10 protein-coding genes are annotated in these 11755 nt (G+C 69.7%); 9 read left to right on the plus strand and 1 reads right to left on the minus strand.

Annotated features, from left to right (window positions below):
• Positions 1-44: 44 nt before the first annotated feature.
• The 9 genes from N5D20_RS06670 (at position 45) to N5D20_RS06710 (ending at position 9694) form a co-directional block, all read left to right on the plus strand.
• Entirely contained in the window at positions 45-1295 is a 1251-nt protein-coding gene (locus N5D20_RS06670) for an NAD(P)/FAD-dependent oxidoreductase (protein ID WP_197578125.1), read from the plus strand.
• Positions 1283-1840: a DUF3261 domain-containing protein gene (locus N5D20_RS06675; protein WP_197578124.1), complete on the plus strand. Its 558-nt coding sequence runs from the start codon at positions 1283-1285 to the stop codon at positions 1838-1840. The genes N5D20_RS06670 and N5D20_RS06675 overlap by 13 nt, the downstream gene beginning before the upstream one ends.
• Positions 1837-3021 (plus strand): beta-ketoacyl-ACP synthase, encoded by a 1185-nt coding sequence (locus tag N5D20_RS06680; RefSeq protein ID WP_279914244.1) that lies wholly within the window; start codon positions 1837-1839, stop codon positions 3019-3021. The genes N5D20_RS06675 and N5D20_RS06680 overlap by 4 nt, the downstream gene beginning before the upstream one ends.
• Positions 3018-3473 carry a hypothetical protein gene (locus N5D20_RS06685; RefSeq protein WP_197578122.1) on the plus strand — a complete coding sequence of 152 codons (456 nt, stop codon included), beginning with the start codon at positions 3018-3020 and terminating at the stop codon, positions 3471-3473. The genes N5D20_RS06680 and N5D20_RS06685 overlap by 4 nt, the downstream gene beginning before the upstream one ends.
• The gene (locus N5D20_RS06690; protein WP_006401885.1) at positions 3470-4201 is read left to right on the plus strand and encodes a 3-ketoacyl-ACP reductase FabG2; all 732 of its coding nucleotides are present in this window, start codon (positions 3470-3472) and stop codon (positions 4199-4201) included. The genes N5D20_RS06685 and N5D20_RS06690 overlap by 4 nt, the downstream gene beginning before the upstream one ends.
• Positions 4201-5439 (plus strand): beta-ketoacyl-ACP synthase, encoded by a 1239-nt coding sequence (locus N5D20_RS06695; protein WP_010482307.1) that lies wholly within the window; start codon positions 4201-4203, stop codon positions 5437-5439. The genes N5D20_RS06690 and N5D20_RS06695 overlap by 1 nt, the downstream gene beginning before the upstream one ends.
• 62 nt (positions 5440-5501) lie before the next feature.
• A complete protein-coding gene (locus N5D20_RS06700; protein ID WP_010482305.1) occupies positions 5502-5942 on the plus strand; it encodes a hypothetical protein in 441 nt (146 codons plus the stop codon).
• A 160-nt stretch (positions 5943-6102) separates the two neighbouring features.
• Positions 6103-6363 carry a YcgL domain-containing protein gene (locus N5D20_RS06705; RefSeq protein ID WP_197578121.1) on the plus strand — a complete coding sequence of 87 codons (261 nt, stop codon included), beginning with the start codon at positions 6103-6105 and terminating at the stop codon, positions 6361-6363.
• Complete coding sequence (locus N5D20_RS06710; protein WP_197578120.1) at positions 6356-9694, plus strand: ankyrin repeat domain-containing protein; 3339 nt, start codon at positions 6356-6358, stop codon at positions 9692-9694. Before N5D20_RS06705 ends, N5D20_RS06710 begins: the two co-directional genes overlap by 8 nt.
• 75 nt (positions 9695-9769) lie before the next feature.
• On the opposite strand, the gene N5D20_RS06715 is transcribed toward N5D20_RS06710, so the two are convergent.
• On the minus strand, positions 9770-11548 hold the full coding sequence (locus tag N5D20_RS06715; RefSeq protein ID WP_197576863.1) for a monovalent cation:proton antiporter-2 (CPA2) family protein: 1779 nt from the start codon (positions 11546-11548) through the stop codon (positions 9770-9772).
• Positions 11549-11755: the final 207 nt, after the last annotated feature.

The following is an 11755-nucleotide window of genomic DNA, read 5'->3' on the forward strand; positions in this document are numbered from 1 at the left end:
CCGACTTCCTTCTTTCCACCTGATCGAGCAACAAGGACGCACCGATGAATACTGCTGTGGATGCTGTCGAACGTACTGAGATCCTGATCATCGGTGCCGGCCCGGCCGGCTCCGTGGCTGCGGCGATGCTGCGCCAGCAGGGCCGCCAGGTGCTGATGCTGGAGCGTCAGCAGTTCCCGCGCTTCTCCATCGGCGAAAGCCTGCTGCCCCAGAGCATGGAATACATTGAAGCCGCCGGGCTGCTGCAGGATGTGGTCGAGGCCGGCTTCCAGTACAAGAACGGCGCCGCTTTCGTGCACGGCGAAGCGCGTACCGCCTTCGACTTCCGGAAGAAGTTCTCGCCAGGCTGGGGCACCACCTACCAGGTGCAGCGCGCCGACTTCGACAACGTGCTGGCACGCGGTGCCGAGCGCATGGGCACCACGCTGCGTTTTGGTGATGAAGTGCTGTCGGTCGAACCCGGTGAACAGCCCACGGTGAACGTGCGCCGCCCGGATGGCAGCGAATACCGCATCGAAGCCGACTTCATCCTCGATGCCTCCGGCTTCGCACGCCTGCTGCCGCGCCTGCTGCAGCTGGAATCGCCATCCAACTTCCCGGTGCGCGGCGCGATCTTCTGCCACGTGCGCGACAACATTCCGGCCGAAGCGGACTTCGACCGCAACAAGATCCTGATCACCACCCACCCCGAGCACGTCGACGTCTGGTACTGGACGATCCCGTTCTCCAACGGCTGCTGCTCGCTGGGCGTGGTCGCCGAGCCGTCGTTCTTCGAGCGCTACGAGGGTGACGACCTGCAGAAGCTGCAGGCCATCGTCGGCGAGGACCCCAACCTGACCCGCCTGCTGGCCAACGCCGAATGGGCGGTGCTGCCGGTGCGCCGCATCACCGGCTACTCGGCCAACGTCCGTTCGCTGTGGGGGCCCGGCTATGCCCTGCTGGGCAACGCCGGCGAGTTCCTCGACCCGGTGTTCTCGTCCGGTGTGACCATTGCCTTCAAGTCCGCGCAGCTGGCCAGCGAATGCCTGGCGCGCCGCTATGCCGGTGACACCGTCGACTGGGAAGCTGAATTCTCGATCCCGCTGCGCGCCGGCGTGAAGACCTTCCGCCGCTTCGTCGAAAGCTGGTACGAAGGCGGCTTCCAGAAGATCATCTACCACCCGCAGCAGCAGCCCGAAGTGCGCGACATGATCAGCTCCATCCTGGCCGGCTACGCCTGGGACACCAACAACCCGTATGTGGCCGACGAAAGCGGCCGTCGCATGCGCGTGCTGGAGGAACTGTGCAGCGCCTGATCTTCCGTACTGCGGCCCTGCTGGTGTGCCTGCTGCTGGCCGCCTGTGCCGGGCGCATGCCCAAGCCACAGGTGGAACTGCCGCCGCTGCGCCTGTCGCCGGCCAGCCTGCCGGCGCCGCTGGCCCTGCAGCAGCAGCTGCATTTCCGCTTCGGCAGCCATGAGCGCGACCTCGACGCGCTGCTGGAGGCCGACGCGCAGCAGGTGCAGCTGGCGGTGCAGGCGATGGGCCAGACCGGCGTGCGCCTGCAGTGGGACGGCCAGCAGCTGACCCAGCAGCGTGCGCCGTGGCTGCCGCCGCAGGTACGTGCCGAGCGTGTGCTGGATGACCTGCAGTTCGCGCTGTGGCCGACCGCGGCCATCGCCGCCGCGCTGCCGGCCGACTGGCAGGTCAGCGACGACGGCCAGCAGCGCAGCCTGTCGCGCGATGGCACGGTGTGGCTGCTGCTGCAGCGCCTGGACGATGGCAGCGTGCAGCTGGACAACCGCGCCGAAGGCTATGCGCTGCGCATCGAATCGATCGATATGGCCGGGCAGGACCCATGAGTGCACCGATCTACCTGAACGACCTGGGCGTGGTCTGCGCGCTCGGCGATGGCCGCGCTGCGGTCGCGTCGGCGATGTTCGCCGATGTGCCGGGCGGGCTCAGCGACAACGACAGCCTGCTGCCGGGGCGCACCCTGGCGCTGGGAGAGGTCCGCACGCCGCTGCCGGCGCTGGAAGACCTGCCGGTGGCCCTGCGCGGGCGCAACAACGCCCTGCTGGACGTGGCGCTGGCGCAGATCGCACCGGCGGTGGCCGCGGCGATTGCCCGCCATGGTGCCGAGCGCGTGGCGGTGGTGCTGGGCACCAGCACCTCGGGCATCGGTGAATCCGAGCAGGCCCTGCGCAGCCACGCCGAACAGGGCCAGTGGCCGCAGGGCTTCGATTACGCCCAGCAGGAAATGGGCACCGCTGCGCAGTTCGTGCGCCAGCGCAGCGGCGCACAGGGACCGGCGTGGACCCTGTCCACGGCGTGTTCGTCCAGTGCCAAGGCACTGATGTCAGCCGCGCGCATGCTGCGCGCCGGCATCGTCGATGCGGTGATCGCCGGTGGCGCCGATTCGCTGTGCCGCTTCACCGTGGCTGGCTTCAGCGCGCTGGAATCGGTGTCGGCGGCACGCTGCAACCCGTTCTCGCAGCACCGCGCCGGCATCAACATCGGCGAAGGCGCCGCGCTGTTCCTGCTCACCCGCGAGCCCGGCCCGGTGTGCCTGGCGGGGTGGGGCGAATCGGCCGACGCGCACCACATGTCCGCTCCCGACCCGCAGGGGCTGGGTGCCATCGACGCGCTGCAGCAGGCGCTGCTGCGCGCAGGCTGGGGCGCCGACGAAGTGGACTACGTGAACCTGCATGGCACCGCCACCGGCCACAACGATGCGATGGAAAGCCTGGCGGTCTCGCAGGTGCTGGGCAACAGCGTGCCAGCCAGTTCGACCAAGCCGCTGACCGGGCACACGCTGGGTGTCTCGGGCGCGATCGAGGCCGCGCTGTGCTGGATCCTGCTGGCCGAGAACCCGCAGCAGCAGCTGCCGCCGCACTGGTGGGACGGCGTGGCCGACCCAGCGCTGCCGGTGTTGCCGCTGGTCGCACCGGCCACCCGCCTGGCGCAGCCGCCGCGACGGGTGCTGAGCAATTCGTTCGCTTTCGGCGGCAGCAACGCCGTGCTGGCACTGGAGCGTCGATGAACACGCTGTATGCAATCGAAGAGGTGGTGCCGCACCGCCAGGACATGTGCCTGCTGCAGCGCATCACGCATTGGGACCAGGACACCCTCGAGGCCGAACTGGTGGTGCCCGAGGCCGGCCTGTTCGTGGAGAACGGCGAAGTGCCGGCGTGGGTCGGCATCGAATACATGGCGCAGGCCATCGCGGCCTGGGCCGGCTGCCGCGCGCGTGCGGCCGGCAAGCCGCCGCAGCTGGGCTTCCTGCTCGGCAGCCGCCGCTACAGCAGCGCGCGCAGCAGCTTCCCCGCCGGTTCGCGGCTGCGCGTACAGGCGCGCTGCGAGCTGTCGGGTGACAATGGATTGGGGATGTTCGCCTGCCGCATCCTGGCAGGTGAGGACGAATGGGCGACAGCCAACGTGTCGGTGTTCGAACCGGCCGACGCGATGGCCTATCTGGAGAGTGGACAGGCATGACAGGGAATCGAAGCGTGCTGGTGACCGGCGCCAGCCGGGGCATCGGCCGGGCCATCGCGCTGCGCATCGCGCGTGATGGCTTCGACGTGGTGGTGCATTGCCGCAGCCGCCTGGAAGAGGCACAGGCCGTGGTGGCCGAGATCCATGCACTGGGCCAGCAGGCCCGCGTGCTGGCGTTCGACGTGGCTGACCGCGAGGCCGCACGCGCCGCGCTGGAGGCCGATGTCGAGGCGCATGGCGCGTACTACGGCGTGGTCTGCAACGCCGGCATCGCCCGTGATGGTGCTTTCCCGGCACTGTCGGCCGAGGATTGGGACCAGGTCATCCACACCAACCTGGATGGCTTCTACAACGTGCTGCATCCGCTGATCATGCCGATGGTGCGGCGGCGCAAGCCCGGCCGCATCGTCACCCTGTCGTCGGTGTCCGGACTGGCCGGCAACCGCGGCCAGGTCAACTACAGTGCCGCCAAGGCCGGCATCATCGGTGCCACCAAGGCCCTGGCGCTCGAACTGGCCAGCCGCCAGATCACCGTCAACTGCGTGGCTCCGGGCCTGATCGAGACCGAAATGCTCAACGATGAAGTGATCGAACACGCGCTCAAGCTGATTCCCGCCGGCCGTGTCGGCCGCCCCGACGAAGTGGCGGCCACGGTGGCGTTCCTGCTGTCCGAGCCGGCCGGCTACATCACCCGCCAGGTGATCTCGGTGAACGGGGGCATGCTCTGATGGCCGCCGATCGTCGCGTGGTGGTTACCGGTGCTGCGGCCATCAGTCCGCTTGGCCACGACTGGCCCACCATCGAAGCGCACCTGCGCAGCTGCCGCAATGCCGTGCGCACGATGCCCGAATGGGATGTCTATGCCGGCCTGAACACCAAGCTGGCCGCGCCGGCGCAGGACTTCGAGCTGCCGCCGAACTACAACCGCAAGACCACCCGCTCGATGGGCAAGGTCGCGGTCATGTCGGTGCGCGCCACCGAGGTGGCGCTGCGCGAAGCCGGCCTGCACGAGCATCCGGTACTGCGCAGCGGCCGTACCGGCGTGGCCTACGGCTCGTCCTCGGGCAGCCATGAGGCCACCGGCGAATTCGGGCGCATGCTCAACGAATTCACCACCGAAGGCATCAGTGCCACCACCTACCTGAAGATGATGAGCCACACCGCGCCGGTCAACATCGGTGTGTTCTTTGGATTGTCCGGGCGCGTCTACACCACCTCCAGCGCCTGCACCTCGGGCAGCCAGGGCGTGGGCGCGGCCTACGAAGCGATCCGCAGCGGCAAGCAGACGGTGATGGTGGCCGGCGGTGCCGAGCAGCTCGATGCCACCGCTGCGGCGGTATTCGACACCCTGTTCGCCACCAGCGTGCGCAACGATGCGCCGCAGACCACGCCGCGCCCGTTCGATGCCGGCCGCGATGGCCTGGTGCTGGGTGAGGGCGCCTGTACGCTGATCCTGGAAGACCTGGAGCACGCGCAGGCGCGTGGTGCCACCATTCTTGCCGAGGTGGTCGGCTACGGCACCAACAGCGACGGCCAGCACGTCACCCAGCCCAGTGCCGACACCATGGCCCAGGCCATGCGCCTGGCGCTGGAGGATGCAGGCCTGGAGCCGGCGCAGATCGACTACGTCAACGCCCACGGCACCGCCACCGATCACGGCGACATCGCCGAGACCCAGGCCACCGCGCAGGTGTTCGGCAGCCGCATGCCGATCAGCTCGCTGAAGAGCTATGTCGGCCACATGCTCGGCGCCTGTGGTGCGTTCGAGGCCTGGATGAGCATCGAGATGATGCGCGCTGGCTGGTTCGCGCCCACCCTGAACCTGGCCGAGGTCGACCCGCGCTGTGGCCAGCTCGACTTCATCACCGGCCAAGGCCGCGAACTGCAGGCCGAGTACGTGATGAGCAACAACTTCGCCTTCGGCGGCATCAACACCTCGCTGGTGTTCCGCCGCTGGCGCGAGTGATCCACCGCCCCACCGCCGTTGTTCCCGCAACCTACCCGCACCCTCGACAAGGAGATGTTCCGATGCGCCGCACCCTGATGATCGCCACGGCCACCGCACTGCTGGCCCTGGCCTCCACCGCTTCTGCCCGCGATACCCGCGTGGAACAGTCCCTGCAGGAACTGGTCAGTTCGCAGGCTGCCAAGGACGCCGGCATCGACGGCAGCGTCCGCTTCTACCTGGCCGGCCAGCCGGTCAGCGTGCAGCAGCGCCTGGGCGAAGACGTGACCAACAAGAAGACCAACGCCGCCAACAAGAGCGATGCCGAAGCCTGCCGCTGGGTCGCACTGTCGGCGCTGCGCGCGTTGCAGGACGGCGCCAAGTCGCGCGGCGCCAACGCCGTGGTCGACATCGTCAGCTACTACAAGAAGAACGAGTTCAAGAGCAGCACCAACTACGAATGCTACGCCGGTGCGATCCTCGCCGGCGTCGCGCTGAAGGGTACCTACGCCAAGGTCAAGTAAGCGCCTGCGTGGTGCCGGTCGTGGCTGAACGCCGCCGCCACATTGCTGAACCCCGCCGGGGAAACGCCGTCGATCACGCCGTCATCGTCGGCTGACGGCTTTCCCCGGTGTCGGCTTTCCGACACAATCATGGCTCTTCCCGGGTTATCGTCCCGCGGACATGCACGCCTACGTCTATAAAAGCCAACTCAAGCCGGACACCTACGTCTACGTTCCCCGTCGCGATGATTTCAGCGCGCTGCCTGCGCCGCTGCTCACCTCGCTGGGGACGCTCGCCTTCGTCCTGGACGTGGCCCTGGATGCCCAGCGCCGCCTGGCCCAGGCCGATCCGGAAAAGGTCCGCAGCGAAATGAGCGAGCGCGGGTTCTACCTGCAGGTGCCGCCGTCGGTGACCAGCCTGATGCCGCGCCACTATGACTGACACGTCCCGTCCGCGCGCTCTGTCGATCGCCTTCGCCGTGGGCGCCGTGCTGGCGCTGGGCGCCGCCGTGGGCGGCGTTCCAGGTGCCATCCTTGCTGCACTGGCGCAGCCGGCGTTCGCGCTGGCGGTGTCGTGGTGGCGGCGCAGCCGCGCGCTGCTGCCGCTGAAGGTGGTTGCGCGCCAGGACCTGCCGGCGCTGCTGGCGTTGTGGGCGGCCGCGCCGCTGTTGCTGGCGCTGCTGCTGGCCTGGCCGTTGGCGGCGCTGCGTGACAGCGGCAGCCTGGCCGCGGTGCTGGGCCTGAGCGTGCTGGTCAGTGCCGGCCTGCTGGCGGCCTGGCGCACCTGGCCGTTGTGGAACGATGTCGAACGCCTCGATGGCAGCCTGGCCCAGCACTGGCAGGCGCTGGCCGGGCGCGACCTGACCGCCTGGCGCGGTCTCGGCGTGGCCGCGCTGGTGATCGCGCTGGCCGCGCTGGTGGTGCTGCCGGCCTGGCCGGGCCTGCTGCCGGAAAGCGCACGCTGGCCCGCCGCACTGGCGGTGATGCTGCTGTCTCCAGTGCTGCACCTGTTGCTGCAGCGGGTCGCGCCGGCACCGCTGGTGTCGCTGCGCGCGAGCCCGTTGGCCACCGCCAGCAACGAGCACGAACCGATGTTCGCCACCGCGGCCGAAACCGCGCCGCTGGAGGCGATGGCACCGCAGGAACTGACCCCGGCACTGTATGAAGCCGCCCGCCATGGCCGCATCGACCGGGGCCTGCAGCTGCTGCAGGCCGGTGCCGATCCGTATGCGCTGCCGGACCCGAACTGGCGCGACCAGCGCAGCCTGGCGGTGCTGGCGGCGGTGCTGCCGGACCTGCGCCTGCTGCGCGAACTGATCGCCCGCGGCGTCGATGTGAATGCGCCGCACCGGGGCATGACCCCGCTGCTGGCCGCCACCCGCGACAGCTGGCACGGCCGCCCCGAAGCGGTGATGACCCTGCTCGCCAACGGCGCCGACTCGCGTGCCATCGACAGCGATGGCAACACCCCGCTGCACCATGCCGCGCGCAGTTCCGACCCGGGCGTGGCCGCGCTGCTGCGCGATGCCGCCGCCGAAGTCGATGCGTTGAACAACGAGGGCTGGTCGCCGCTGGCGGTGGCCTGCCAGGTCGGCAACTGGCGCCTGGCCCGCTTCCTGCTCGAACGCGGTGCGCGCAGCGAACCGGCCGAGGGCACGCCGGTGCTGCTGGCCGCCGCTGCCACCGAAGATGACGATCCGGCCGGGGTGCAGCTGCTGCTCAAGCACAAGGCGCGCGCCGACGCCCGCGATCGTCAGCGCCGCAGTGCATTGCATGAGGCGGCGCTGGCCGGCCACGTGGAGATCATCGGCGTGCTGCTCGGCGCCGGTGCCAATCTGGAAGCGCGCGATGCGCTGGGCCGTACGCCATGGCTGGAAGCGGCCCGTGCCGGTCGTGCCGCCGTGGTCGAGCATCTGCTGCCGCACAAGCCGGACCTGGTCGCGGTGGACGGCGAAGGCCGCAACGCGGTGCAGCTGGCGGCGATGGCCGAGGATGTCTCACCGCTGCTGATCAAGCGCCTGGTCGAACTGGGCATCGCCGCCGATGCCGCCGATCCGCTCGGTCGCCGTGCGGTGGACTACGCTGCCGAAGCCGGCCGCTGGGCGATCGTGGCCCTGCTGGACCCGTCCTATCCGTTGCCGGCCGCGGTCAGTGATGGCCTGGCCGAGCGCGGCGAAGCCGCCAGTGCCAGTGGCCTGCTGCCGGACCGTCCGCCGTTGACCCTGCTGCGTGAAGCGCTGGGCTTCGGCAACACCGAAGGCATGGCCGCGCTGGCCAAGCTGTGCCAGCCGGAAGAACTGGGTGGCCTGCTGCTCGATCCGGAACTGGCGCTGGAGCCGCGTGCGGTCGATTGGCTGCTGGCCCACGGTGCCGATCCCTACGTGCGTGACGCCTGTTCCGACACGCCGATGTTCGCGCTGTTGTCGCGCGGCATCGACGCGGTGCCGGCGCTGCAGGTCATGCTGCAGCGTGGCCTGTCGCCGGCCGGACGCGGTGGCCTGGCGCGCTTCCTCGCCGCCTGCGCGCAGCACGACCAGGCCGCCCGTGGCCTGGAACAGCTGGCACTGGAACTGCTGGAACGTGGCGCCGATCCGTTCGCCGCTTCGCCGGCCGGTGATCCGCCGTTGTCGCTCGCGGTGCGCCTGGGCTGGCTGCGCCTGCAGCAGGCCCTGCTCAAGGCCGGTGTCGATCGCGAAGCGCGCGACAGCCATGGCATGACCGCATTGCACCTGGCCACCGCATTGGCCCGCGAAGGTGCGCTGAAGCTGCTGGTGCAGCACGGTGCATCGCCGGAAGCACGTGCCGCCGACGGCCAGACGCCACTGGGCGTGGCGCTGTCGATCGGTCGCCGCGATCTGGCTGACTGGCTGGACTGGCGGGTGTGGCCGTTGCCGCGCCGTACCCTGCGCGAGGCCGATCTGCCGGCCGCCGCGATGGCCGGTGATGTGGACGCCGTGCGCCGCCTGATCGACCTGGGCTTCGCCGTTGATGCGGTCGACGCACAGGGCTGCACCGCGCTGCTGCGCGCCGCCGGTGGTGGCCATCTGGCGGTGACTGACCTGCTGCTGGCGCGTGGCGCCGATCCGCAGCATGCCGCTGCCAGTGGTGCGACGCCGTTGTCGGCGGCGGTCAGCATGCGTCAGGTGGATATCGTTTCGGCCCTGCTCGACGCCGGCGCCAAGCTGGAACACCGCCTGCCGGGCGGCGTGACCGTGCTGATGCTGGCCTCGGCGCTGGGCCTGCCGGACATCGTCGCGCGCCTGCTCACCGCCGGCGCCGACGTGCATGCCGGTGACGCGCAGCAGCTGGGCCCGCTGCACTGTGCCGCGCTGTACGGCTTCAGTGCGCGCGACCGCTCGCGCCTGCTGGCCCTGCTCGACACCCTGCTGCTGGCCGGTGCCGAACCGGACCAGGCCGCCGCCGGTTCAGTCACGCCGCTGCTGCTGCTGCTGGGTGCGCGTGCCGAGCCGGGTACTGCCTGCGACGAGCAGGTGGTGATGGCGGCGGTGGAGCGCCTGCTGGATGAGGATGTCAGCCTGGACGTGCGCGATCCGCGCGGCTTCGGTCCGCTGCACCTGGCCGCGCTGCATGGCCTGCCGTTGCTGGTGCAGCGCCTGCTGCGTGCCGGTGCCGATCCGGAAGTGCGCGACAGCCTCAACCGCAGCCCGCGCGAGATCGCGGTGATGCGCGGCTTCATCGACGTGGCCGGTGAGTTCGAACCGCGCGTGCCGGGCGTTTCGTCGATGGCGCGGTTCCTGCGCGACAACGGCTGATTCCTGGAAAAGGGTCGTGCCGGCCGCTGGCCGGCAACCGCAATCTGTGGTGGGTGCCGACCGTTGGTCGGCCCCCTACTTGCCGTCGCTTTCCGCGTCGGCCTCGAACAGATGCATCAGGTCGTTGCGTGCGTCGCGCGAGGTCTGGATCACCGCCGCCTCGTCGTCGTACACCAGATACTGGTCGCGCAGCAGCTGTTCGTCGTGCTCGCGGAAGCGCTGCACATGGCGTTCGGCAACGTCCGGTGCCACGCCCAGCGCGGTCAGCACGCGGCCGCTCATCTCCAGGCTGGTGCCGAACACTTCGCGGAACGGCTCGGCCGACATGTCCATCAGGCGCCACGCATGCTGGCGGTTGCGTGCACGCGCCAGCACCGTCGCGTCCGGGTACAGCCGGCGCACCATACGCACCGCGCGCAGGTTGGTCTCGGGGTCATCCACGGTGATCACGAACACATCGATGTGCTCGCCGCCCGCAGCGCGCAGCATCTCCGGCCGGGTCGGGTCGCCGTAGTACAGCTGGTTGCCGAAGCGGCGCAGGTCGGCCACGGTGTCCGGGTTCGCTTCCAGCGCCACGAACGGCACCTTCTGCGCGGTCAGCAGGCGCGCGATCACCTGGCCGAAGCGGCCCATGCCGGCGATCAGCACCTTGGGCCGGTTGTCCGGCGCCACCTTGTCGGCCTCGGCGGCCTGGCGCGGCGCCGCCTTCTCCTGGCCCAGAAGCTTGAGCAGCGCGATCATCAGCAGCGGCGTGATCGCCATCGACAGGCCGACGATCGCCACCAGCCGGTCGTGGTTGGCGTTGCCCAGCAGGTGCGCGCGCTGCGCCTCGTTGAATACGACGAAGGCGAACTCGCCGCCCAGCCACAGCACGCTGCCCAACAGCAGTGACTGCCGCGAACTGAGTTTGGCGATACGCCCGATCACGTACAGCAGGCTGAACTTCACAACCAGCAGGATCGCCACCCCGGCCGCGATCAGCCACGGCTCGGCGGCGATGCGGTCGAGGTCGATGCCCATGCCCACCGCGATGAAGAACAGGCCCAGCAGCAGCCCCTTGAACGGCTCGATCTGCGCTTCCAGTTCGTGCCGGAACTCCGAATCGGACAGCAGCACGCCGGCCAGGAACGCGCCCAGGCTGGGGCTGAGGCCGGCCTCCTGCATGAACCAGGCAGTGCCGAGCACCACCAGCAGGGCGGTGGCGGTGAATACTTCCGGGCTGCGGGTGCGCGCGATGATGCTGAACACCTTGCGCAGCACCGGGCGCCCGCACAGGATCACCACCGCCAGCGCACCCAGCGCCACCATCGCATCCTCGATGCGCAGGGTCTCGTTCTTCGCCCCGCCCAGCAGCGGGATGGCTGCCAGCAGCGGGATCGCGATCAGGTCCTGGAACAGCAGGATGGCAAAGCCCAGCCGGCCATGGTCGCTGTTGATCGCCTTGTGCTCGGACAGCAGCTGCAGGCCGACCGCCGTGGACGACAGCGCCAGTGCCACGCCCACCACCAGCGCGCTTTTCCACTGGAAATGGTCAAGCAGCAGCAGGCCGCCCAGCACCAGCCCGGACAGCGCCACCTGCGCCGCACCTGCGCCGAACACCGAGCGCCGCATCACCTTCAGGCGTGCCGGCGACAGCTCCAGGCCGATCACGAACAGCAGCATCACCACGCCGATCTCGGCGGCGCCAAGGATGCGGTCGGCATCCTGCACGAACCCCAGCCCGTCCGGGCCCAGCACCACACCGGCCGCCAGGTAGCCCAGCACCGCACCGAAGCCGAATTTCTTGAACACCGGCACGGCGATGACCGCCGCCAGCAGCAGCACCAGGGCCAGTTCCAGACCACCGCTATGCATGGGAATACCTGGTCATCGGGGAAGCCCGCAGTGCGTCCATTCGGGTGGGGGAAGGGGTGGCGAGTACCACCGCGTCATTATGCGCGCCGGCCTGTGTATGCACGAGAACAACCTGCCGGGCAGGCGCCCTGCGCACAGCGGCCGGGTTGACCTGCATGGCCCACGGGTCCAGACTGCCCGCCGCTGGCGGCGCGTCCGCCGGCACAC

It is taken from the genome of Stenotrophomonas sp. GD03877, from assembly GCF_029840555.1.
GTDB lineage: Bacteria > Pseudomonadota > Gammaproteobacteria > Xanthomonadales > Xanthomonadaceae > Stenotrophomonas > Stenotrophomonas geniculata.